The sequence below is a fragment of the Halomonas alkaliantarctica genome, from assembly GCF_029854215.1.
In the GTDB taxonomy this organism is placed as follows: Bacteria; Pseudomonadota; Gammaproteobacteria; order Pseudomonadales; family Halomonadaceae; genus Vreelandella; species Vreelandella alkaliantarctica_A.
The window spans coordinates 1097370-1120950 of the sequence record NZ_CP122961.1 but is presented as its reverse complement, the minus strand read 5'-3'; the positions used below and the strand labels follow the sequence as shown (position 1 = coordinate 1120950).

Sequence of the window (23581 nt, the reverse complement as noted above, 5' to 3'; positions counted from 1 at the left end):
CTAACATAGGTGAAGGGAGAGCTCGGGAGGTATCAGGTTCCTGCGGGAAGATTGCCTAATCCTGTCGTCGGAAGTAAAAGCGCAAATAAAAGAGTGAGGCGAGATAACGACCTATTTCGGTGCATAGGTACGATGACAACATGATGACATTTAGTGCAAATTGTCGGTTTCTACGGGGTGCTTGCCTAATTCTGCAAAACCAGCCGAAAAGCCTTCGATTCCTCAAGCGAGGGCATATACTGCAAACTGTTAAGGAGGAGAGCCCGTGACCGTTATCGCACCTGAGCAGATCACCCATTTCAGCGGCGGCCTGCCGCAGCAATTGAGCCAAGTCGTCCGCCGCTGGTCGCCCCTGGAAGCACTTCAGGACACGGCGATTGCAGAGGTTCAACTGGTGCGCGTTGACGCCCCCACCAGTTTTCACTGCGCCGTCTATGAACCATGCCTGTGCTTTGTCATTCAGGGCAGCAAGACCGTGCTACTGGGTGACAAGGAGATCGTCTACACCGGCCCCAGCTACATGGCGAGCGCCGTTCACTTACCGGTGGTCGGCAGGGTTGACCACGCCACGCCGGAAAAACCCTACTTGGCAGTAAAAATTTCGGTAAACCCTCAGGAAGTAGCCGGACTGATATTGGAACTGGGCGATAGAGCCCCCGCAGCAGGAAGTGATGCTATCTGCCCGGAGATGGATTGCGGCTTGAAATCGGCCCCCATGGATGAACGGATGCAGGGCGCGCTCTATCGGCTGCTGAGCCTGCTCGACTCCCCGGAAGATATTAAGGTGCTTTCGCCCTTGGCTCGGCGGGAGCTGATCTACCGGGCATTAATGGGCGCAATGGGCCCACATATGCGCCGGTTTGCCGCCTCGGACTCCCAAGCTCATCGTATTGCGCAGGTTATCTACACCCTTAAAGAGCACTATGCCCAGCCGCTTAAGATCCGTGATCTGGCAGATGCAGCCAATATGAGCGAGTCGACGCTTTATCACAGCTTCCGCCAAGTCACTCGCATGTCGCCTCTGCAGTATCAAAAAAAGCTTCGCCTACATGAGGCCCGGCGGCTGATGCTGGCAGAAGGACTGGAGGCGGCCACCGCCAGCTATCGTGTGGGTTACGAAAGCCCTTCACACTTCAGCCGCGAATATAGCCGCATGTTCGGCGCGCCACCTCGCGCTGACGTCAGCCAATTGAGGAGGCAACAAGCGGTACCTCAGCCCGCCTAGGCGCCAACCTTTTAAGCGGGCATTCTTAAATATTTAAACCGTTAACTCTTAGTTTCAAATTACTCAACAACACCGCTTTTAAAAGATAAACAAAACACTAAAAATCATTAAACATTAAAATCCCAACAAAATAAGCTAACACACACATTGTTAGCCACGGCTATATTAGTTCGCATCTACAAACTTTATTTTTTAACCAGCCTACTTATTTAAGCATTAAAGCATGCTAGCATTCGTCGCTATTAACCACCCTATATTTACACTCAGACATGGTTTTTTATGGCCATGTTCTTGGATTTATATACCCGGTATTTTTTCAGCGAGAGAATTCCTCTTTAATGACACCCATCACTCTGCTATTTCTGGCTGTTTCCATGTCAGCGGATGCCTTTGCTGCTTCTATAAGCAAAGGCGCCGAGCTGCAAAAACCTCGGTTCCGTCATGCTTTGGGCATTGGTTTGGTATTTGGCCTAATCGAAGCTTTAACGCCGCTACTCGGCTGGGCGGCTGGCAAGGCATCGCAACAGTATGTGCAGGCCTGGGATCACTGGGTGGCCTTTACGCTACTCTCAATTATTGGCCTGCATATGATTTATGCCGGGCTCAAAAAAGACGACAAAATAGAGCACCGCAAGCAAACCCTCTGGCTGTTAATCCTCACCGCCACCGCCACCAGCATTGATGCCATGGCCGTCGGCGCCAGCCTGGCGTTTATCGATGTCAGTATCATCGCCACCAGCTTGGCTATCGGCCTCGCGACTACGGTAATGGCCTCTATGGGTACATTACTGGGCAATAAGCTTGGCAAGTTTGTTGGCCACTGGGCAGAGCTTATTGGCGGGCTTGTGCTTATCGGAATTGGATTAGCAGTACTGGCGGAGCATACGGCTTTTTTTTGAACCTTTGTACTTATCACCTTGCTTTTCATTAATAGTCATAAACACTTTTCTAGCATTTATAATTTAAACTCTACCCCTTCCAACCTCCCCACTCCCTCTGCCCATTAGGTCTTCAACCTGTACTGTTCGAGCTTAAGGGAGTAGGGTAGCCAACCGGATCGACTTCCCCAGCGCTTTGTTGTGATTCACTGTGGAAGTCCATCTGCCTTCCTATTTAAGGCGTTTCCAACGCCTGACACTTGCACGACCTGATCGCCTTTGGGTTTTGCGGAAGTCGCGTCGGCTTAGTCGTCAGCGCTCTATGTGCCATTGCGCTTGCTTACTTCAGTCTTGGATTCCTGCGCGACTACACGGTGCTACTGGCTTCATTAATGGCCTACGGCGTCAGCACCATCGTCTGCATCGCGGTCAACCTGATGAGTTCGAGCAAGTTCGACTTCTCGCAGATCGATCAGAAAGTGATCAACTACGACCCGGCCAAGCCCGCTACGCAAGGCTAAGCCAAGCGTTACGCTAGAGCCACTTCATTACAGTACTAGAGCCTATTGACACTTCACCGTGGTCGCGGAGGAAGCGTCAACAGGCCTTAGTGGTGTAGAAACCTAGTTTATTATGGCAAAAGTCGCTCACCCCAGGCGGATACCTAGGTCGTCTTCTCCACCTCCTCATTAAGATGTTCGGCAAATGCTTCGTCTTCGTGCCGTTTTATTGAGGCGACCAAGCCAATACACATCAAGGCTAGTATGAAGGCGAGTATTATCAACACTATCAGCTTGTCGGCGAATATAAAGTAGGCAGCGACTTCATCCCAGCTGTTGAATGATGTACCCATTGTTTATCTCCTGTTTTAAGCATTACCCAATTTATTGGGAACTTCGCTCTGTACCGTGGCAGGCACGTTGGCCTCTGGATAGGACTTGGCAATCAACTCAACCTCATCAATACCCAGGTCTTCCACCTTTTCAGGCACCCGCAACAGGTTGAGCTTTTTGAGCGCTAAAGAGACTCCGTAGCCTGGAACGAAGCCAACCAATGCCATCACGACTGATGCGATCATTTGGCCGCTGAGTGAAATAGGCGGATAGCCATTCGCGTTCGGAGTACCACTGGCAAATATACCGACCAGAATCAACGCTGCCACGCCTGCGAAACCATGCACGGCAACCGCACCCACGGCATCATCGATACCTCGACGTTCCAGTAACTGAGCAAACTTGACCGCCATTACGCCGACACCCGCCGCCGCGATGAAAGCCAACGCCGGATCATAAAGATCAAGGCCCGCCGCAACAGAAATGATACCAACCAACCCGCCTGACATGGTCCAAAACGGGTCTCGAGTTGCAAAATAGCAACCAACAATGCCACCAGCAAAGCCCATCAAGGTATTGAAGGCAAACGCCGAGAGATTGGTTGGTGTGTTGTAGATGGTCGTCCAGCCAATGTCACCGGTATTGAAAATGATGCACCCCCCCAGGAAACCAAAGAAACCAAAAATGATCATCATCAAGCCGATTAGCGTCATTGGCAGGCTATGGGGCGCGATCGTCTGAGCGATGCCATTAATAAACTTACCCCGACGCGGCCCAAGGTTGATAAGTACCCCCAACGTAAAGAATCCGGCTACCGCATGAACGACACCAGAGGCCCCCACATCGTGATAGCCAAGTTTGGCCAGCATCCATCCGCCCGGGTGCCATCCCCAGGCTGCGCCCAATATCCATACGATGCCACCCACCAAAACGGTGAGAATCAGGAAAGCACTCACCCGGATTCGCTCTATTACCGCGCCGGACAGGATGGAACCGGAAGTTGCACCAAAAAGTGCAAACGCTGCCCAGAATACACCAGTCCCCATTTCATCCAGGTTCGGCCCCATACTGGCCGACCAGGGCAATGCTGCAGACACCGACACGGGTATCAAGCCCCCTGGGAAGGAAAGGTAGATCCACCATCCCACCAGATAGAACACGGGTATAATCATCGCGAGGGCAAGAATGTTTTTAACTCCTGCTGCCAGGGCGTTCTTACTACGCGACGCGCCCATCTCATAGGCAAGAAAACCTGCATGGATCATTAACATCAGCGCCGTACACCACCAGTAGAACACCTCCATATTCATCGACTGATGCATCTCGATAATCGCTTGTTGCGCGTCAAGAGAAGCCCGTAGGCTCTCAAGTGTTAGCGTTTCAGTGCCCATGGGGCCCTCCTTACACCGCTCGGGTGTCAATAAGATCCAGCCAACGGCGCACCACGGTGCTAGCAAACGCAGTTTGCGCCACTTGATACTGCTTAAAGCCGTTTTTCGCCTCGGCCATCATGTCTGCGATTCGATTCTGGTCGTGAGTGGGGTTATCAACCAGTTCTCGTCGGTTCCAGATATCGACTATCTCCGGGGTCACCTCAAAGTGACATTGGAACGCATAGATTCTGTCCCCCAAGCGATAGGCTTGGTGCTTGACCGACTTTCCGTACATTAAAAGAGTGGCGCCTTCTGGCAGTTCGAAGGTGTCCGAGTGCATCTCAAAAAGGATTGATTGGGGTGGCAAACCGGCCAGGAGCGGATCGTTGAGACCCGTCTCAGTCAGCGCCAGTGGTGTGAAGCCATATTCCAGAAACCCCTGAGGCTTTACGTTTGCGCCAAAGGCATAGGCAATCGCCTGACAGCCAAGGCAGGAACCCAGAATCGGCTTCTCAGACGCGGCAAAACGGTGGATCAACCCTGCCAGCTCATTGAAGTAGTCTTGTAGGCGTGGATCGTGAACACTCACTTCTCCACCAAAGACAATCAAGGCATCATAGTCCTCAATGTCATGAGGTAAGTGGTCGCCGCGACGTCGGTAGAACCAGTGCAAACGACCACCGCACTCTGCCACCACCTCGCCGATTCGGCCAGACTCGGCGGGGCCCTCCATCCCGCCGGCCATGATGGCAACAATGTTCATTACATAATTCCTTTGGCTAGATAATCGTCCAGCCCTGGCGTTCGGTAACCATCTTTACGGTAGGTAATCGGAAAATAGCTTTCATCGACCTCATTAGATCCGAATTTCTTGTACTTGCCGTAGATCGGCCCATTACCGACAGTCATCAGTTCGGGATTGAACTCGATATCATCCTGGAAGAAGTGCGCTGCCAGCGCCCTGCGAGGCACCGCTGCTTGGTTAATGCGTGAGCCATGCCATAACCAACCATCATGGAAGGCACCACCACCTGGCGGTACCACAACCGGCACCAGCTCCAGTTCAAGCCCATGAGACTCGGCCCATTCGCGGACCTCTTTAAGATCATCTTCGGGGCCGTGGAACTGCATGATTGGCTTGGCTTCACCCCACTTGTGCGACCCCTTGATATACACCAGGGTGCCGCCATCAGAGGTCGTTTTATCCAGCGCCACCCAGCAACTAACCAATGCGGGCTTGTTGATCCAGAGTGAGTACATACTGTCTTGGTGGAAGCCGATAGAGCGACCTTTAACGGGTTTCCAGAGCAGGTTATCGATCATCAGGCGACTTCCCTCCCAGCCACCCAATTGCGCGCAGGCTCGCCCCAGGTTCTCCGACAGGATGTGCCGCGCAACGCTGAGATCCGATTTCCAGGCATTACAAATCTGTTTGGTATAAGGCGGGTCGCCGACCGGCAGGTTTACTTCATCCGGCTTTATGCCGGTTTGATAGGTGCCGTCAAAAACGCTGGCAAAGTTTTCTAGAATGTCAGCGGCAGCTTCAGGCTCAATAATTTTATCGACGATTAAAAAGCCGTCTTGGCGAAATTGTGCAATCTGTTCTTGAGTGAGTTCGAGCATGGTCACGTATCCTTATCAATTGAATCAGCAAAGCGAGTTGAGCTAGTTGGCAGGTTGAATCAGTAAAAGGTGAGATAACGGTTGATTTCCCATTCGGAAACGGCACAGTGATACGCATTCCACTCTTGGCGTTTCATGCCAAGGAAGCTAGCGACCAGGCGTTCGCCAAGGGCGTCAGTGAGTATGCTGTCCGCTTCCAGCGCCTTCAGGGCTTCATTCAGGTTTTCAGGTAGGCGAGCAACATCCAGCTCATCAACCTGCCTGGGGCTCAGGTCGTAGAAATTGACCGAATGGGCGCTGGGCGCCTGCAACTCGCGGTCGATGCCGTCAAGGCCCGCCGCGATAATGGCAGCAGTCGCCAGATAGGGGTTCATGCTGCTGTCACCGATACGCACCTCAATGCGCCCGTAAGGAATCCGCACCATGGCGGAACGGTTGTTGTCGCCATAGGCGATAAAGACCGGTGCCCAACTCGGGCTTTGTGGCGTCCCGGTGATCAGCCGTTTGTAGGAGTTCACCGACGGGCAGAGAAGCGCTGTCAGTGCCGGAGCATGCTCGATGACACCGGCGATAAACTGATAAGCGGTTTTCGACAGCCCCATTCCGCTCGGATCACTGGCATCGTGGAATAGATAATTGCCTTCGTCATCCACCAGCGAGCAGTGCACATGCATACCATTGCCTGTGGTCGTCGCTGACAGCTTGGGCAGGAAGCTGCAAATAGCGCCAAGGTTATTAGCTACCTCTTTGGCGGCCATCTTGAAAAACTGCATGCTATCAGCGGACTTCAGCGCCTCGTCGTACTTAAAGTTAAGTTCGAACTGCCCGTTGGCATCTTCATGATCGATCTGGTAGACGTCTAATCCGACCACTGTCAGAGCGTCGTATAAGCCCTCAAGAAAAGCGGCGTTACGGGTAATCCCCTGGTAATCGTAGGTGGGCTTGTCGAGGGTGTCGGTAGAATCAAAAGGTACAACCCTGCCCTCATTGTCCTTCTTGAGGAGGTAGAACTCTGGCTCCAGTCCAGTCATGAAGCGTAGTCCCCGCTCCTTTAGGCGCATGGTTTGTTTCGCCAGCACATTGCGCGGGTCAAGCGGATAGGGCGTTCCCCCGACCATACCGGTGCCTCGCACACAGGCATAACCAGGCAGCCAGGGCAGCAACGTCAGGGTAGCGAGATCAGCCACTACCATGAACTCTGGATCATTAGGTTGCATATCGAAGCCCAGAATCGCGCCACCGGCAAAACCGGCACCGTCCTCTGACAGATCGCGGAGACAATGAACCGGAACCGACTTGCTTTTGATACCGCCGTGCAAGTCAACAAACTGGACAAGGATATATTTGACGGTATGACACTTCAGGAAGATATGGGCTTCCTCCAGCGCGTTCTCGTCAGGGCATACCCATACGGAGGGCAAAACGTTAGGCATCTGAGTCATGATTCCCATCCTTTAATGTTGGACGGTCTCAGTGTCTCAGGGAGGATGGGGAAAGGCGTTGTGCGTGGAAACGGAAGTTTTGTGATTTGGCGCCATTCCGATAGCACCCGGCATCAACAACAGCCTACTGCATACGCCAATCACTCGGACTCACATCTTTCCAGCGCATGAAGGCATGGGTGAACGCGCTGACGTCAGAGTAACCCAAGCGGTAGGCGATTTCGGACACACTAAGGCGCTCATAATTCAAGTAGCAGACGGCCTGCTCTTCGCGCACCTCGTCGACCAGACGCTTGAATGAATGCTTCTCGGCCGCCAACTGCCGCTGCAACGTGCGAGAGGAGAGGTTTAGCCGCCGGGCGACGTGATCCAAACTGGCCTCACCGTCAGGTAGGAGTGCAATAATTTCGCTCTTGGCTCGCTGCACGGTCGTCAATGTCTGCTCAACCAATCCGGCAAGTTCACGGATGGAGCCGAGGGTCACATTATTCAACATCTGGTGGGCATCCGGCATGGGCAGGTCAAGACACGACTCTCGGAACAGGATCACGTTGCGTTCCTGATGAAAGCGAATATCACAGTGGAATGCTTGACGATGCTGCTGGGCGTCCACCAGGGCGGGGTGTTGGAAATGAATTTCAAGAGGGGATCCATGCCCCCCCATGGCCCGCTTCAGTACATTGTTTAGCATCCCCAGTGTCAGTTCGGCATCCTGTCGACGATCCATGATCTCACCGTCAAGTAACCGATATTCCAACTGACAGATGCCCTCTTTCACCTCCATCTGAAGCAGGCTATTGCGCTGGAATACAGGAAAATATTCCTGCATGCCCTCAATAGCCGAACGAAGATCCGGCGATGTCATCGCATGGAATCCGAACAACCCCAACCCTTCCGGCTCGAACTGCTCGCCGAACCATAGTCCAAAGTGCTCGTTGCCAGTCGACAGCGCAGCCTCGTGCATGGAATTTATATAGTGTTTGAGGGAAATATGACGATTCGGGCTTTGGTAGAGCCCCGATGTTAAGCCGGCTCTTGATAACACCTGTGCACTGCGCCCACCCTGCTCATCGATGAACTCTTCTAACCCCATCGTTACGGACGCCAAAACACTAGATGGAACGGTGCCTCTGGAAAATCTCTGTCTAGCGAGATCCATAGTGCAAGCCTCATATTTGTTGTAAACACGGGTGAACAAATTGAAACCTGCATAAAACAGACCAAACCTGCACGCAGGCCCAAAAATAGGCTTAGCACGTCACTGTTGCTTGAATGGCGTCAAGAACGATGCTCTGGAAAGGTGCAATCTTCGACCTGCTTGCTAACAAAAGTGGCAACCATAGTCTATCCCCAGGTTCTGGCTGTCGCAGAGTTGGTATAATTGTCGACACACCAGCCAAACAAAAGGAATGAAGAATTACACTGATAAGGGAAAATAGGTGCGGCAAAGGACAACCGTGGCTTACACGCCTACATCAAGCTCCAAAATGCATCGACCAGCGGGTTTTTTAAGTTTTTCTTTAAGGTGAACAAGCCAATATCGTAGGGTTCCAACTCTGGCGTCACGTCGAGCACCCGAATACGATCTTTCAGTGGGCTGTTATCGAGCACAATTTTTGGCACCACGCCGATGCCAAAGCCCAAGCTCACCATGCTCACAATCGCCTCATTTCCCGTCACCTGTGCATAAATGCGCGGGGCGATATCGCGTTGGCGAAACCATTCGTCCACACGCGCTCTTGAGACACCGCTCTCGGATAAAATCATCGGGATATTCGCCCACTCTTCCGATGCGGTAGGCGAGGTCGTGGGAACATTCGGCACTTGCTGCTCAAGTGGGGCAATAAATAACAGCGGCGACGTCGCTATGGGCTTAAAGGCTAATCCGCGAGGTAAGTTGGCGGGGCGTGCCGCGATGCTGAGGTCTTCCTTACCGTCCAGCACATGCGCAATCGCGTGTTCGGGATCCCCCGTACGTAGCTTTATTTCAATCGCTGGGTAGGCAATACGAAAGCGGCGCAGCAGCTCGTACAGAAAGCTGTAGCTCGCGGTGACGGAACCGTACAAGCTGATTTCACCGCTTAATTGATCAGCGTTGTCGGTTAACTCATGGCGGATCAAGTTCCACTGGCTGCTGGTATCGCGCGCGTATTTAAGAAACTTCTGGCCTTCCTGGGTCAACGCTACGGTTCGGTTGTCGCGATTAAACAGCGGCACACCCAGCTCGTCTTCTAAATGACGAATGTTGCGCGACAGCGCAGAAATGCTGACATGGCACTCATCGCTGGCGCGCCCGAAATGCAGCGTTTCTGCCAGGGCGAGGAACTGCTTTAACAGTTTAATATTCATAATAACGTCGGCGCTCCGCGACTGTGCTTGTTGCAATATCCGAATACTAATCGACTGTTTCGAAAAATGGGACGTGTTATTGCAAATATATCAATTTAAGAAAGAGTCGTACTTGTATACATTACCCCTACTCGCCTAGCGCTAGCGCCCACCACTAGCGACGGCGTCACCCTTTTTAATATCGGTGTATCTTACATCGACACATTGATCACAAAATTAGGATGTTAACGATGGCTAATTATTTCAATACCTTACCGCTTCGAGAGCAATTGGCTCAGCTTGCGCAATGCCGCTTCATGCATACCGCTGAGTTTGCTGATGGCGTCGAAGCGCTGAAAGGCAAAAAAATGGTGGTGATCGGTTGTGGCGCCCAAGGCCTTAACCAAGGTTTGAACCTACGCGATAGCGGCCTAGACGTGTCTTACGCACTGCGCCCGGAAGCCATCGAGCAAAAGCGTCAGTCTTGGAAAAACGCCTCTGAAAACGGTTTTGTGGTGGGTACTTACCAAGAGTTGATCCCCACTGCAGACGTTGTTTTGAACCTCACCCCTGATAAGCAGCACACCTCGGTGGTAAACACGGTGATGCCGCTGATGAAGAAAGGCGCCTGCCTGTCTTACTCTCACGGTTTCAACATCGTAGAAGAAGGCATGAAAATTCGTGACGACTTAACCGTCATCATGGTGGCGCCGAAGTGCCCAGGCTCTGAAGTTCGCGCTGAATACGTGCGTGGTTTCGGTGTTCCCACCTTGATCGCTGTTCACGAAGACAACGATCCCAAAGGTGAAGGCCTTGCGCTCGCCAAAGCCTATGCAGTCGGTACTGGCGGCCACAAAGCGGGCGTGCTGATGTCCTCTTTCATCGCGGAAGTTAAATCCGACCTGATGGGTGAGCAAACGATCCTTTGCGGCATGCTGCAAACGGGTTCTCTGCTGTGCTTCGACAAGATGGTCGAAGAAGGTATCGACCCGGGCTACGCCTCACGTTTGATTCAATACGGCTGGGAAACAGTCACCGAAGCGCTGAAGTATGGCGGCGTAACGAACATGCTAGACCGTCTTTCTAACCCAGCGAAGATCAAAGCATTCGATCTTTCTGAAGAGTTGAAAGAGATCATGCGTCCGCTGTACAACAAGCACCAAGACGACATCATGAGTGGCCACTTCTCTAAAACCATGATGGAAGACTGGGCGAACGATGACGCGAACCTGCTAAAATGGCGCGCCGAAACCGCTGAAACCAACTTCGAGAAAACCCCCGCTAGCGATGTAGAAATCTCTGAACAAGAGTTCTTCGACAACGGCATTTTGATGGTGGCGATGGTTAAAGCGGGCGTTGAGCTTGCTTTCGAAACCATGACAGCAGCCGGCATCATCGCTGAATCGGCTTACTACGAGTCGCTACACGAAACGCCGCTCATCGCGAACACCATCGCGCGTAAGAAGCTGTACGAAATGAACGCGACTATCTCTGATACCGCGGAATACGGTTGCTACCTTTACAACCACGCCTGCGTGCCGCTGCTGGCAGACTTTATGAAAGGCATCAAATCCGACGTCATCGGTAAAGGGCTTTCGCTAGACGACAACGGCGTTGATAACGCACGCCTGATCGAAGTTAACACTGCCCTTCGTTCACACCCCGTAGAAGCCGTTGGCTCGGTTCTTCGTGGCTACATGGCTGACATGAAAAAAATCGTTTAATCGCCTGATTAACCGATAGACGTTCAGGTCTTCAACACCTAGGCCATCAAAAAAAGCCGAGATATCATCACGATATGCTCGGCTTTTTTGTTCCTCGAACAGCGTAAGGAAGAGAGTAATGGATTCGTTAACCCGCCTAGACGATATTCACCAAAACCATATCCGCCTATCAAAAGCGACGGTTAGCTTTGATGACCGCTTCACGCTAAGCGAGATTGATTGGACCATTACGCCAGAACAACATTGGGTGATCACCGGCCCCAATGGCGCAGGTAAATCCGCCCTAGCGGCTGCGCTTGCGGGTATTGGTGACCTTCAGAGCGGGAGCATTCAAGGCACTCCCAACAACGTGGAAATTGTCTCTTTCGAAGTCCAGGCGGAGCTCATCGCCCAAGAGCTAAAGAAAGACGACGCCGACATTATGGACGTCATTTCGCTCGGCACCCCCGTCAGTGAAATGATTTTCGATCATTGCCAAGACACTGAACTTGCGCAATCCTTGGTCGAAAAGTTTGGCCTAAGCAAACTCCTCGATCGCGCGTTTCGCAAACTCTCCACCGGCGAAACCCGTAAAGTCATGCTGATTCGCGCACTGGCCAACAAGCCTGATTTACTAATTTTAGACGAGCCGTTCGATGGCCTGGATGTCGACACCCTCGCCATGCTGCAAGCACATCTAGCCTCACTCATCGACACCGTTCCCATGGTCATGGTGCTGAACCGCTTTGATGAAATGCCGGACTTCATCACCCATGTGGCCTACTTAGATAAAGAGCATGGGGATAAAGAGCGTGGGGAGAAAAAGAGAGGTGATAAACAGAGTGGCGATAAGGGGCGCTTAACGCTCACGGTAGACCGTCAGGACGACACCGCCTTCAATGAGCTCTACCAATTAATGCATTTGAAAACCACCGAGCTAAGCGTGCCGGAGGCCGACCCCACCAACAGGCTCCCTCCTCTCGACCCGAGCCAGCCATTAGTAAAACTAACCCAAGCGTCCATCCAATACGGCGACACAGTGATTGTCGATAAGCTCGATTGGACGATAGAACAAGGCCAGCATTGGCAACTGAGTGGGCCTAACGGTAGCGGAAAGACGTGCGTTTTATCGTTGATCACCGGCGATCATCCGCAGTGCTATACCAACGATATTTTCGTGTTTGGCTTCCAGCGCGGTAACGGCGAAAGCATCTGGCAGATTAAACAGTTTATCGGCTATGTCTCCACTAACCTGCAGTGGGAATACCGGGTGAGCACCAGCTGCAAAAACGTAATTATTTCCGGCTTCTACGACAGCATCGGTATGTACACCAAGCCCACCGACAGCCAGAAAAAAATTGCCGACCAATGGCTCGAACTACTGGGTATGCAAGAGCGCGCCAACCAGCCGTTTAACAAGCTCTCCTACGGCGACCAGCGCCTGCTGCTCATCGCCCGCGCCATGGTCAAACATCCGCCGTTGTTGATTTTAGACGAACCCTGCCTTGGCCTGGACGACATCAACCGCCAACTCGTCCTCGCCCTGATCGAAAAAATCTGCCAAGGCTCAGAAACCACCGTGCTCTACGTCAACCACCACGCGGAAGACCAGATTTCAGGTATCGAGCATTATTTAGGGCTGGAAAAGAATCACTAATTTTCAAATAGTTAAGAACAGTAACGATACTGAAAAATGGCCAGCCAGCTAGTCTTTTTTGTCTATCGTTACTTCAATAGATTTGCTATCACCAGCAAACCATTTCTGAACATACAGCGTGCCCACAATAGGCGCCGTTCCTTCATCCGGCACTTCCTTATAGCGAACGCTATTCTTGGTTTCTTTCTCGTATTCAAACATCACTACTTTCTTCGACATGAAACATATCCAGTAAATAATCATTAGGCATTGGGCGACTAATGCCGCTCAACAGGTTTGTTAGGTTTTGGAGTTAATCAGTCTCAAAGCGAACGGTTACTTTCGATCCACACGCCTGAGCAATGCAACGCGCATAGCCTTCAAGAGATCATTGACCTTGTGATGAGATAGATCAAGGTCTACGTTGGATGCAGGCGCAGCCTGTTGCCGTGCCTTCACGCATCACACGGAGGTGAATATGATCAGCACACTTAAAATCCCTGCCCAGTCACAAACGTTGCCCGGCAGCGAGGCCACCATGGACCCACCGGCCGAGATGATCCGTGATGGTTACAAGGGCGCCGACAAACTTGACGGCAAGGTCGCGCTCATCACTGGCGGCGACAGCGGCATCGGCCGTTCGGTGGCTATCCACTTCGCCCGCGAAGGGGCCGACGTGGCTATCGTCTATCTCAGCGAAACCGAGGACGCCACCGATGCCAAGCGTTTGGTCGAGGCGGAAGGACGCCGCTGTCATCTAATCGAAGGCGACCTGTCAGATGCCGACTTTTGCCGCCGCTGCATCGAAGAGACAGTTGATAAGCTGGGCGGGCTCAATGTGCTAGTCAATAACGCAGGCACACAATGTGTCAGCGAAAACCTAACCGAGCTGCCCGATGAGCAGTGGCGCCGGATGTTCGAGGTCAACATGCACAGCCAGTTCTATCTCGCCAAGGCGGCGCTACCGCACCTAAGCGAAGGCGACTCAATCATCAACACCGCCTCGATCAATGCCTATGTCGGCCCCGACTTCCTCGTCGACTACTCGGCCACCAAGGGTGCAATCGTTAGCTTTACCCGCAGCCTGTCGAATCAGGTGGTGGGACGCGGCATTCGCGTCAACGCGGTAGCCCCCGGACCGGTCTGGACGCCACTACAACCCGCCACCCTGGGCGCCCACAACCCGCAGTGGCTGGAAGGCTTCGGCGAAGATACGCCGATGGGTCGCGCCGGTCAGCCCAGCGAACTTGGTCCGGTTTTCGTGTTCCTGGCTAGCCAGGATGCTTCCTTCATCAGCGGCCAGACGATACACCCCAACGGGGGCACCATCGTCAATGGCTGAGGCACGGAGCCTACTCAATTAATTGAGAGCATTAAGGATAATGGATGCAATGAAACACGATACTAAGCCCTATGAAACTGAGCCCTATGAAACTAAGCCCCATGACACCGATCAAAAGCGCTGGCTCGATAGCGCCACCCACCACTTCTGGCTGACCCGCGAAGGGCTCGCGTTGTTTGAGTTTCACCGCCAGGCGCGTCTAGACTCCGGCGGCTTCGCACCGCTCAATGGTGACGGGCGCATACCCGACGACGCCGTGGCCGACACAATGCTTACCGCGCGCATGGCGCATAGTTGTGCCTTAGCAGCGCTACAGGGCGTGCCGGGCGCTGCCGCGCTGGCCGAGCATGCTATTCACGCGCTGGAAGGTAAGCTGCGCGACAAGCATCACGGCGGCTGGTTCGGGGTCGATCCTTCCACCACCAACGACCACACTAAGCAGTGTTATATCCATCACTTCGTCGCCCTCGGCGCCGCCACTGCGACCCACGCAGACATTCCCGGCGCGGCTGCTCTGCTCAAAGAGGCCGTTGAGGTGATCGACACCCGCTTCTGGTCGATAGATGAACAAGCATTCGTCGAGAGTTTTAGCCAGGATTGGAGCGAACTGAGCGACTACCGCGGCGGTAACAGCAACATGCACGGCGTAGAGCTGTGCTTGGCGCTAGCCGATGTGCGCGACGAGCCGCTGTGGCTTGATCGGGCGCTAGCCATCGTTGAACGGCTGATACACCACCACGCGTCTCCCCGGGATTACCGTATCCTCGAGCATTTTCATGGCGACTGGTCAGAATGGCCAGAGCACAACGCCGACCGCCCCGAAGACGGATTCTATCCCTATGGCGCCACACCGGGTCACGGTTTCGAGTGGTCGCGGCTGATGCTGCACCTGGAGGCGGCGCTTGAGTCTCGCGGCCGTGCGGCTCCTTCTTGGCTATTCACTGACGCTGCAGCGCTATTTGACGCCAGCCTGCGTGATGGCTGGGCCACCGACGGTGCACCGGGGCTAGTGTATACCGTGGATTGGGAGGGTCGCCCAAACTCCCTGCGGCGTCGCCACTGGACTCACGCCGAAGCACTGGCCGCCGCTGCCGCGTTTCTACGGCGCACCGATCAGGCCCACTACGAGCGCTGGTATCGGCGACTTTGGGATTTCATCGACACCACCTTTATCGATCGCGCGCGGGGCGGCTGGTATCAGGAACTCGACGGTAAGCTACAGATCGACACTGCCGAAGGTGATATCAAGCCCGACCTCTACCACGCTTACCAGGCCACGCTGCTACCGCGGCTCCCCTTGGCACTCAATTTAGCGTTGACTGTCGAGCGGCTGTAGTAGCTCAATTAATGATGGCAATGTCTTCGCCCACCAATGTCGTTGCGCCAACGTCCTCGTTGAAAGCGCTTCCGAAAGACGAGTACCAGAGAATCATCCAGCCCATACGTGCTTTGTAGTGCGGCAGTTTAAGACACTACGTTATGATTTGCTGTACGCGATACACGCTTGAACAGCACTCGAAAATCGAGCCGGACTCTCCGCCATCATTAGATGCCCTGTGTCCGCAATGTTGATTCGCATCGTGCATGTCCGAGTTAACCAATCGGGTACGTCCCAACCATCAGGCGATCGAGAGCCAGCAATTAAACTGACAGCAAGACCAGAATCGATAAGGCGAGAGAGTGTTTGGAGATACGTACTCGGCTTCGTCGCTTCGACTACCGCTTTGGCTTGCGCTTTTATTGTCGTCGCGGGCTGATTGGAAAGCCAGGAGGTAGCTAGACGCGACGTCCATTCCGTAATTGGCACGCCGGCGCTCGCGAACCAATCAGATGGCGCGTGCCTATAACCGGACACTATTTCTTCAACTTTCTCTATCGGCATAGAGGCCAATTCGGCAGACCAGAAAGCGTCTTTAATAGTGAGGTTTCCTTCCACGCTTATTAAAGACGCCACTAGCTCTGGAAAACGATCGGCCAGCAAAACTGCAATTGCGCCTCCTACCGAGTGCCCTACGATGTGAGCCTGTTCAATTCCGGCGTCTAAAATGTACTTAGCAACGTGTTCCGCTTGAGCGAGTAAATCGATGCCCGCTGTTTCTTGCTGGGAAAGCGCGCCGTAGCCAATCAAGTCAGGCGTATGCACCTCTACTTGCTCGAACTCGGCCAATATTTTCGGATCGTTCAAAGAGCCAAACAAACCGTGAATAAGAACGACCGCTTGCTTTCTATGCGTCATTTCAATTTCCTCGCTCAATAAGATTCACAACATTATGTCGCTCGTTGAGCATACTCAAGGAGCGTCCGATGGATTGCCATGTTGGTTGATTGGCAGCTTATACTCCTTCGGGTGGTTACTGTATTTAATGAACATGAGTCGGAACAGCATCACAACCGGGAAGAAACTATGCAGACGATTGAGCTAGGCGGAGAAATCATACCCCGTATAGGCCAGGGCACTTGGCATATGGGCGAGAATGCCGGGCAGCGGCAGGCTGAAGTCAGGGCGCTGCGTGAGGGGCTAGATCTGGGCATGAAGCTGATCGATACCGCCGAGATGTATGCCGAGGGCGGCGCTGAAGAAATCGTGGGCCAAGCGATCCGCAACCGGCGCGATGAAGTGTATCTGGTCAGCAAGGTCTACCCACACAACGCCAGCGCCAAGGGTGTTCAAGCCGCCTGCGAGCGCAGCCTGCGCCGATTGGGCACCGACACTATCGATCTATACCTGCTGCACTGGCGCGGCCAGTACCTGCTGAGCGAAACAGTAGAAGCTTTTGAGCGGCTGCGCGAACAGGGCAAGATCCTGCGCTGGGGCGTGTCAAACTTTGACATTGATGACCTAGCAGAGCTCGATGCTCCCGCTTGTGCCACCAACCAGGTGCTATACAACCCCGAATCACGGGGCATTGAATACGACCTGCTGCCCTGGCAAGCACAACATAACATGCCGCTCATGGCCTACTGCCCCATCGGGCAAGGTGGCGCGCTACTGCATGACGCCGCCCTGCAACGCATCGCCGACAAACACAGCGCCACCACCGCGCAAGTCGCCCTTGCCTGGGCACTGCGACACCCCGGTGTGATTGCTATTCCTAAAGCCGTGAATCTGGAGCACCTCAAACAGAACTTTGATGCTGATAACGTCAGACTCGACGCCGATGATCTGGCCCAGATCGACGCCGCCTATCCTCCGCCAACGCGCAAGCAGTCTTTGCAGATGGTGTGAGGAGGAGCCATTAACGGCCCAGGATTAACGGAACAGGACAGGAGCGATGTCATGTCACTGCCCGCCCCACAACCCAACGCCTGGATCAGCTTCCTCGCCCACCTGCTGTTTATACTCGCGGCGTGGACGCTGTTCATCAAATACCTGTTTCCCATGGGTTACTCGCTGGCATACGGCGAGCCCTGGGCACGTTATATCTATTGGGATCTGTGGCCACTGGCGCACGTCTGGCTGGGCTGGGCGCTGCTCACAAGGCCTCGCTATACGCGCGCACTGGCGGTAGGCATGTCCGTCATTGAAATCCTCATCATCTGTACCCTATTCGCCGGTTTTCTCGCCGACCCAGAGTGGACGATCTGGCGTACTAACTGGTTTGTGAATAAGGTGTTTGTACTGACCTGCTTTGTGCTGGTGTTGGCTGCCACGGTGCCGATTCAAAAAAATCGGAAGGAGCGACCACTATGAACCATCTCATCAAGCACCGCATCAAGCATCGCATCACGCGCAGACAAAGCCTTACGCTCATCGGCGCCACTCTCGCCGTCATGGTGCTCCCCACCGCATCGCTTTTTGCCAACACCGGCGGGCTGCGTCAGAAGACTTTTGCGGGTACGGACAAAACGCTGCCCGTTATCGGCATGGGCACTTGGCGTACCTTCAACGTTGGCAGCGACCCAAAATTGCTCAATGCCCGCACCGAGGTGGTTAAGGCATTCTTTGAGCATGGCGGTGGCCTGATCGACTCTTCGCCCATGTATGGCTCGGCGCCGGACGTGATGGGCTATGCCCTGCAACAGCTTGGCACGCCCGAAAGCCTGTTTTCCGCCGAGAAGGTCTGGAGCCCCGCCGGTGGTTCAGCCCGCGAGCAGGTAGCGGAGCTTAAAGAGCGCTGGAAGGTGGAGCACTTCGACCTGGTGCAGGTGCATAATCTGACCGACTGGCGGGAGCACTTAGCAGCGCTGCAGGAGATGAAAGCCGAAGGCCTCATTCGCCATGTCGGCATCACCACCTCGCACGGGCGCCGCCATAGCGAGATGGAGCAGATCATGACGTCAGAGGATATCGACTTCGTTCAGCTCACCTACAACATCACCCACCGCAAAGCAGAAAACAGGCTACTGCCCCTGGCAGAAGAGCGTGGGATCGGCGTGATCGCCAATCGCCCTTACGATGGCGGCAGTCTGATCAAGAATCTCAAACGTCGTAACCCGTCATTGCCCGAATGGGCCAACGCTGAATGCGGGTGCACAACCTGGGCGGACTTTCTGCTGAAGTTCATCGTTAGCCACCCGGCGATCACCTGTGCAATACCCGCCACCACCCAGGTCAAGCACCTGCACGAGAATATGCGCGCTGGCCACACTCCCATGCCCTCACCCGATGCTCGGCAGCGGATGGCCGCCTATATCGAGTCACTATGAACGAGTGGGCGAGCTACCAGCTGCAGGATTTTATTCCCTTCACGGCGGATGTTTACTTTCGCCTGTTGGAGCGTATGGGCGAAACCTTCTGGCCACTGCATCTGCTGACCCTCGCCCTAGGCGCTGCCACTCTTGTATTGGCGCTGCAACAGCGTACGCAAATCGCTTGCCTGCTACCCGCCCCACTCTGGGCCTTCGTCGCCTTCGCGTTTTTCTTTCAGCGCTATGCAGAACTTAACTGGGCCGGGGGCTATGTTGGCGTCGCGTTCATCGCCCAAGCCGTGCTACTGGCATTGATAGCGCTAACGGGATGGGGAATGGATAACGCGCCAAGCGCATCAAACCCACCGGTTGCTCTAGGCATAGCCATCACCCTCTTCGGCCTGATCATCATGCCACTGATGGCGCCGCTAAGCGGCGGCTCCTGGTATCAGGCAGAAGTGTTCGGCATCCATGCCGACCCCACAGCGGTCACCACGCTGGGCTTGGTACTGATCATGCTCCGGCGTTTCGCTCTCTGGATCGCCATCATCATTCCAGCGCTCTGGCTGGTCGTGTCTGGCCTGACCCTGCAGGTGCTGGATTCGACGGTCGCCTCCGTGCTGTTCGCCATACTGGCGATTGCGCTCGTTGGGTTGGTCTGGAAAAGCATCAAGGCCAATTGATAACGTCGCAGCACCTATGCCGTTGAAGCAGAGGCCCTGCGTCTCGCGCTTGGTTAAGGGTTTTATTCGATATTTAAGCGGCGGCTTCAAAAAACGTGGCATGGTCGTCGGCAGTTACATGCCGGTACTTTTCAATATCCGAACTCAATACTTCATGAGCAAAAGAGATCGAGTCTGGCCGAGACAATAGCCCCGACGCTAACCGTTCATTGAGAATGCGACGGGCAGACTCCGATATGACGCGATAGCTCCGCTAAGGCATCAAGGAGCGTCGTTTTTTTCATCACAGAGGCCACCGGTGAGAACGAATAGATGGTTCATATTAATTCTAACGCCACGGTTCACAGGAGAGTGACCGAAGGGAGCGAATCCTGTGCGGCCGATTCTTATGCATTTTTACTAATAACTTCATGGCCGTATGAATTGTCGATAGAACATAGCCAGACGCCACTAGGTGATTTATTGAATACGTATGTAGCCTTACGTTCTGCAGACGGAAAACCTGGGCCAGATATTACAGTGTTTGCTAGCACCAAAGCTGTATCTCCTGACGCTAGTATCTTCATACCGTTTTGCTCAACTTGTAACCCGTTTTTGAAATATACAGCTATAGCTTCAAAAGCTTTACGGATTTCACTTTTCCCCACTGCATTCCGCCCCGGCTCTATAACTAATACTGCGTCATCAGCGTATATATCCATGAGCACATTAAAATCCTCAGCAACGATAGCGTTGTCTGCCCTTTCGATTTGAAGCTGTACGGGATGTTGATTCACTTTCTCATTTCTCCTTTATGCATAGCGCTGTTGTTTAGCGACGACTACGGAGCGCAGCGTAGTAGGCGTCCGAAGTAGGGCCGCCAAGCCCGTAACGCACTACAACAATTTGTAATGCAATGCCCAGTCGTCGAACGTCATTCGATACACTCGCACAGGTCGGGCATGGAACGCTCTAAGCGTATAGTCTCCGAACCCGACCTTCTCCGTCACCCTGACAGAGGCTGTATGCTCCGACTCGATAATAACAATTACCGACTCGCAGTGTTTTTGGTCGAAAGCATACTGGAGAACACCATTGACAGCTTCTGTCGCATAACCCTGATGCCAAAACCTGCGCGCCAGACGATAACCTAGGTTGATTTCCTCAACATCGCCCACCAACTCCGGCCCAACGCCGCAGAAGCCAATAAAATGCCCTGATGCCTTCTCGCACAATGCCCATGGACCGATTCCATGAAAGGTGTAAGACTCAAGGCACCAATCAACAAACTTTCAAGTAGCTTCTTCGTCGCAAACTCCACGGATGGAGAACTTCATGACTTCCGGATCACTGAGCATTGTAATGAACACCGGAACGTCTTGATGGGCCAGCTTCCTTGTAATCAACCTCTCTGTTTCAAACACTGGCATCGATCTCTCCCTGTGCATGACGTTTGGTTAAGGTTCGGGCTTTAGTCGGTCCCAGTGAGCGAAGCGAACGACTTGAACCAGTTGTCAGCCGTTACCTAATACTTTGTTGAGGAGCTCATACCCTGCTCTCTCGGTATATCCAAAGCTATGGTAGAACTTACGAGCGGAATTGTTGTTCACCTCCACCGTATGAACTTAGATTCGGCGTTTTTTAGAAATTCTGCACCAATGCCGCTTCCGCGTTGTGACGACGATGCGAAAAATTCGTCGACGTCTGCTGTAAGACCTAAGTATTCAAGGCTAAATACGTGAACTGCAAGCAGATAACCATTGTGCCGTAAACACAAAACTTAACCAGAGCAACAAATACCAAGCGTAGCGAATCACTCTCAAATTTTTCGTTAGGCGATTTTTCGAGCTTTAATTGAATACAACAGTGGAACCTGCTTTCCCTTATGTAACATCTGATATCCTAAGTTTGGCACTAACTCTAAACCATCAAAACAATTATAGGGGCTATAAGGATATTCAGAGAACAACTCAATAGTTAAACCTGCACCAATTAAAGCGCTTACAACCTCACTTATTGAATGCGACCAAGTCACCACTGTTGAGCTAGCGCCATCGCAGTTTTCTGTATAAGTACCTTCCTCTTCAATGTCAGGTTCGTTGCTTGGGAAATACGAATAACCTAACAGCAAATCATTAAACGCATGGAACTCAACCAGGTGGAATTCACCTCCAACTTTTAATGAACTAGAAATTGTGTGTGCCCAATCAGTTAAATTGGATAGCCAGCACAAGACTCCATATGAGGTAAATACGATATCAAATTGTTGCGTATTTTTACGACCAAATTGAACCACATCACTTTCTATAAAATCGGCTTTTAAGCCCAAAGACTGTTTCAATAAATTTGCTTGCTCGATTGCGTCAGCAGACAAGTCTACACCTGTGACTTTTGCACCCAAGCGAGCCCAAGACAAAGTATCTTGGCCAAAATGACATTGTAGATGTAGCAGAGACTTTCCTTGTACATCTCCAACTTGCTTGAGTTCGATTGTATTTAACGAGCATTTACCATTTTTAAATGACGCAACATCGTAGAACGCTGATTCAACATGCACTTTGGTTCTCTTGTTCCACGTATCTTTATTTATGCTCAAATAATCCATTTTTTGTCCGTATATCAATACTACAGCTTAATACTGTTAATCAGTCATGCGTTTTTTTGCGTCGGCTGAATTAGCTTTTTTAGGCGATTTTCTCATTGCTGCTTTTGTAGCGAATATGACGATTCCACCTCCCAGAAAAACCATAATAACCAACACTATGATCATAGCATTCGATGTGATTCCAGAGGCGTTGACACCACCTTTTGAAATAAACACATTGGCAAGGGATAGGAATGTTAGCGGTATCGACAGGACAAAGCCAACAACCTCAATCCAGAACAATGCACGTGGCATCCTATCTGGAGACACAGGAAATATCTTTGTTAAATCTAGGGCATACACTAGTAAATACGATATGCCACAAAGCGCTGCTGCAATGAATGCAGGTTTGGCTCCTACAATTGAAAAATAGACTAACGCAAAACTACCAATTCCCAAAACAGTTAGAAACACATTAAACATTCCCAATTTCAAGGGGGATATATGTGAGAAATTCCTATTTTCAATTGGTCCGCCTGGAATCAAGGCGCTAAGTAATGCTGCTGATAGTGCAAGTAAGCCCGCCACAGCATATCCGATGTAATTTTCCATAAAATCTCCTCTCACCTAGCGCCCTGCTTAAGAGCAATAACACGTAGACTAAAATCGGAGCGAAGCGACCCAGCGAGCGGATAAAGCGGCTTCGTTTTTGGAGCCGTGAAGCGGTGGAAAACCGAGCGCTGCGCAGTCGATTGTTAAACCACATAACGTACAACATTCTGTACATTAACAACATCCTATACAGCAGCGATCTTATGGATGCCATCAGCTACACGGCCGCTAGAACCAATCTAGCAAAAAACCTGCAGCAGGTCTGTGAAGACCATTCACCGATGATCACCAACCGCAACAAGGCGCAGTCTGTGGTAATGATCTCTCTCGAAGACTATGAGGCACTGCAAGAGACAGCCTATCTTCTGCGCACCCCCAAGAACACCCGCTGTTTACTGGAATCCGTTGCCGAGCTGGAGCAAGGTGGTGGTCAAGAAAAGGAACTTCTTGAATGAAACTGATCTTCTCCGAGAACGTCTGGGAAGACACTCTGTACTGGCAGAAAACCGACAAGAAGGTTCTTAACCGCATCAACAAGCTCATCAAAGAGGCAAAACGAGGGTCATTTGAAGGCATCGGCAAATTAGAGCCTCTTAAACACAGCCTCGCCGATTATGGGTCTCGATGAATCAACGAAGAAGACCGAATGGCTTACAAAGCCACAGATGCCGCTTTGCTTATTGCCCAGTTGCGGTATCACTACTGATCTAA

Annotated in this window: 25 protein-coding genes and 2 pseudogenes; 13 read left to right on the top strand and 14 right to left on the bottom strand. The window is 52.4% G+C overall.

Annotated elements, in window-relative coordinates; translation table 11 throughout:
- Positions 1-265 precede the first annotated feature (265 nt).
- The 3 genes from QEN58_RS05000 to QEN58_RS04990 all read left to right on the top strand — a co-directional run bounded on the left by QEN58_RS05000 (position 266) and on the right by QEN58_RS04990 (position 2624).
- Positions 266-1225, top strand: a complete 960-nt coding sequence (locus QEN58_RS05000; protein WP_280106055.1) for an AraC family transcriptional regulator — start codon at positions 266-268, stop codon at positions 1223-1225.
- A 338-nt stretch (positions 1226-1563) separates the two neighbouring features.
- Complete coding sequence (locus QEN58_RS04995; RefSeq protein WP_280106054.1) at positions 1564-2124, top strand: manganese efflux pump MntP; 561 nt, start codon at positions 1564-1566, stop codon at positions 2122-2124.
- Between the two features lie 239 nt (positions 2125-2363).
- On the top strand, positions 2364-2624 hold the full coding sequence (locus QEN58_RS04990) for a hypothetical protein (RefSeq protein ID WP_280106053.1): 261 nt from the start codon (positions 2364-2366) through the stop codon (positions 2622-2624).
- Positions 2625-2767: 143 nt separating this feature from the next.
- On the opposite strand, the gene QEN58_RS04985 is transcribed toward QEN58_RS04990, so the two are convergent.
- The 7 genes from QEN58_RS04985 to ilvY form a co-directional block, all read right to left on the bottom strand.
- On the bottom strand, positions 2768-2956 hold the full coding sequence (locus tag QEN58_RS04985; protein ID WP_280106052.1) for a hypothetical protein: 189 nt from the start codon (positions 2954-2956) through the stop codon (positions 2768-2770).
- A gap of 15 nt (positions 2957-2971) precedes the next feature.
- On the bottom strand, positions 2972-4327 hold the full coding sequence (locus tag QEN58_RS04980; protein ID WP_280106051.1) for an ammonium transporter: 1356 nt from the start codon (positions 4325-4327) through the stop codon (positions 2972-2974).
- 10 nt (positions 4328-4337) lie between these two features.
- Positions 4338-5072 (bottom strand): type 1 glutamine amidotransferase, encoded by a 735-nt coding sequence (locus tag QEN58_RS04975; protein WP_280106050.1) that lies wholly within the window; start codon positions 5070-5072, stop codon positions 4338-4340.
- On the bottom strand, positions 5072-5932 hold the full coding sequence (locus QEN58_RS04970; RefSeq protein WP_280106049.1) for a phytanoyl-CoA dioxygenase family protein: 861 nt from the start codon (positions 5930-5932) through the stop codon (positions 5072-5074). Before QEN58_RS04970 ends, QEN58_RS04975 begins: the two co-directional genes overlap by 1 nt.
- Before the next feature lie 59 nt (positions 5933-5991).
- On the bottom strand, positions 5992-7374 hold the full coding sequence (gene glnT, locus QEN58_RS04965; protein ID WP_280106048.1) for a type III glutamate--ammonia ligase: 1383 nt from the start codon (positions 7372-7374) through the stop codon (positions 5992-5994).
- Between the two features lie 124 nt (positions 7375-7498).
- Positions 7499-8467, bottom strand: coding sequence for an AraC-like transcriptional regulator QhpR (qhpR, locus tag QEN58_RS04960; RefSeq protein ID WP_280106899.1), 969 nt, complete (start codon positions 8465-8467; stop codon positions 7499-7501).
- 377 nt (positions 8468-8844) lie between these two features.
- Positions 8845-9723 (bottom strand): HTH-type transcriptional activator IlvY, encoded by an 879-nt coding sequence (ilvY, locus tag QEN58_RS04955; RefSeq protein WP_280106047.1) that lies wholly within the window; start codon positions 9721-9723, stop codon positions 8845-8847.
- A 230-nt stretch (positions 9724-9953) separates the two neighbouring features.
- Here ilvY and ilvC point away from each other — a divergent pair, with 230 nt between their 5' ends.
- Both ilvC and modF read left to right on the top strand, forming a co-directional pair.
- A complete protein-coding gene (gene ilvC, locus QEN58_RS04950; protein ID WP_280106046.1) occupies positions 9954-11426 on the top strand; it encodes a ketol-acid reductoisomerase in 1473 nt (490 codons plus the stop codon).
- 118 nt (positions 11427-11544) lie between these two features.
- The gene (gene modF / locus QEN58_RS04945; RefSeq protein ID WP_280106045.1) at positions 11545-13062 is read left to right on the top strand and encodes a molybdate ABC transporter ATP-binding protein ModF; all 1518 of its coding nucleotides are present in this window, start codon (positions 11545-11547) and stop codon (positions 13060-13062) included.
- A gap of 48 nt (positions 13063-13110) precedes the next feature.
- On the opposite strand, the gene QEN58_RS04940 is transcribed toward modF, so the two are convergent.
- A complete protein-coding gene (locus QEN58_RS04940; RefSeq protein ID WP_162836261.1) occupies positions 13111-13281 on the bottom strand; it encodes a hypothetical protein in 171 nt (56 codons plus the stop codon).
- A gap of 238 nt (positions 13282-13519) precedes the next feature.
- On the opposite strand from QEN58_RS04940, the gene QEN58_RS04935 reads away from it, so the two are divergent.
- Entirely contained in the window at positions 13520-14383 is an 864-nt protein-coding gene (locus QEN58_RS04935; protein WP_280106898.1) for an SDR family oxidoreductase, read from the top strand.
- 49 nt (positions 14384-14432) lie between these two features.
- The gene (locus tag QEN58_RS04930) at positions 14433-15719 is read left to right on the top strand and encodes an AGE family epimerase/isomerase (RefSeq protein WP_280106044.1); all 1287 of its coding nucleotides are present in this window, start codon (positions 14433-14435) and stop codon (positions 15717-15719) included.
- 4 nt (positions 15720-15723) lie between these two features.
- Here the strand turns inward: QEN58_RS04930 and QEN58_RS04925 are convergent, their stop codons facing one another.
- Together QEN58_RS04925 and QEN58_RS04920 are read right to left on the bottom strand one after the other, a co-directional pair.
- A complete protein-coding gene (locus tag QEN58_RS04925; protein ID WP_280106897.1) occupies positions 15724-15846 on the bottom strand; it encodes a DUF899 family protein in 123 nt (40 codons plus the stop codon).
- 14 nt (positions 15847-15860) lie between these two features.
- On the bottom strand, positions 15861-16619 hold the full coding sequence (locus QEN58_RS04920) for an alpha/beta hydrolase (RefSeq protein WP_280106043.1): 759 nt from the start codon (positions 16617-16619) through the stop codon (positions 15861-15863).
- A 168-nt stretch (positions 16620-16787) separates the two neighbouring features.
- On the opposite strand from QEN58_RS04920, the gene QEN58_RS04915 reads away from it, so the two are divergent.
- Genes QEN58_RS04915 through QEN58_RS04900 form a run of 4 tightly spaced genes read left to right on the top strand, consistent with a single transcriptional unit; the run spans position 16788 to position 19695 of the window.
- Positions 16788-17609 (top strand): aldo/keto reductase, encoded by an 822-nt coding sequence (locus tag QEN58_RS04915; RefSeq protein WP_280106042.1) that lies wholly within the window; start codon positions 16788-16790, stop codon positions 17607-17609.
- A gap of 51 nt (positions 17610-17660) precedes the next feature.
- A complete protein-coding gene (locus tag QEN58_RS04910; protein WP_280106041.1) occupies positions 17661-18074 on the top strand; it encodes a hypothetical protein in 414 nt (137 codons plus the stop codon).
- The gene (locus tag QEN58_RS04905; protein WP_280106040.1) at positions 18071-19030 is read left to right on the top strand and encodes an aldo/keto reductase; all 960 of its coding nucleotides are present in this window, start codon (positions 18071-18073) and stop codon (positions 19028-19030) included. Before QEN58_RS04910 ends, QEN58_RS04905 begins: the two co-directional genes overlap by 4 nt.
- Positions 19027-19695 carry an MFS transporter permease gene (locus QEN58_RS04900; RefSeq protein ID WP_280106039.1) on the top strand — a complete coding sequence of 223 codons (669 nt, stop codon included), beginning with the start codon at positions 19027-19029 and terminating at the stop codon, positions 19693-19695. Before QEN58_RS04905 ends, QEN58_RS04900 begins: the two co-directional genes overlap by 4 nt.
- A 386-nt stretch (positions 19696-20081) precedes the next feature.
- On the opposite strand, the gene QEN58_RS04895 is transcribed toward QEN58_RS04900, so the two are convergent.
- The 4 genes and pseudogenes from QEN58_RS04895 to QEN58_RS04880 all read right to left on the bottom strand — a co-directional run bounded on the left by QEN58_RS04895 (position 20082) and on the right by QEN58_RS04880 (position 22870).
- Complete coding sequence (locus tag QEN58_RS04895) at positions 20082-20471, bottom strand: YybH family protein (protein WP_280106038.1); 390 nt, start codon at positions 20469-20471, stop codon at positions 20082-20084.
- A gap of 99 nt (positions 20472-20570) precedes the next feature.
- Positions 20571-20927: pseudogene (locus QEN58_RS04890) on the bottom strand (GNAT family N-acetyltransferase); the annotation flags it as partial.
- Between the two features lie 578 nt (positions 20928-21505).
- Complete coding sequence (locus QEN58_RS04885) at positions 21506-22279, bottom strand: class I SAM-dependent methyltransferase (RefSeq protein ID WP_280106037.1); 774 nt, start codon at positions 22277-22279, stop codon at positions 21506-21508.
- A 36-nt stretch (positions 22280-22315) separates the two neighbouring features.
- Positions 22316-22870: a DUF8051 family protein gene (locus QEN58_RS04880; RefSeq protein WP_280106036.1), complete on the bottom strand. Its 555-nt coding sequence runs from the start codon at positions 22868-22870 to the stop codon at positions 22316-22318.
- Positions 22871-23073: 203 nt separating this feature from the next.
- On the opposite strand from QEN58_RS04880, the gene QEN58_RS04875 reads away from it, so the two are divergent.
- Together QEN58_RS04875 and QEN58_RS04870 are read left to right on the top strand one after the other, a co-directional pair.
- Positions 23074-23325: a type II toxin-antitoxin system Phd/YefM family antitoxin gene (locus QEN58_RS04875; protein WP_280106035.1), complete on the top strand. Its 252-nt coding sequence runs from the start codon at positions 23074-23076 to the stop codon at positions 23323-23325.
- Positions 23322-23576: pseudogene (locus QEN58_RS04870) on the top strand (Txe/YoeB family addiction module toxin). The gene QEN58_RS04875 and the pseudogene QEN58_RS04870 overlap by 4 nt, the downstream one beginning before the upstream one ends.
- Positions 23577-23581: the final 5 nt, after the last annotated feature.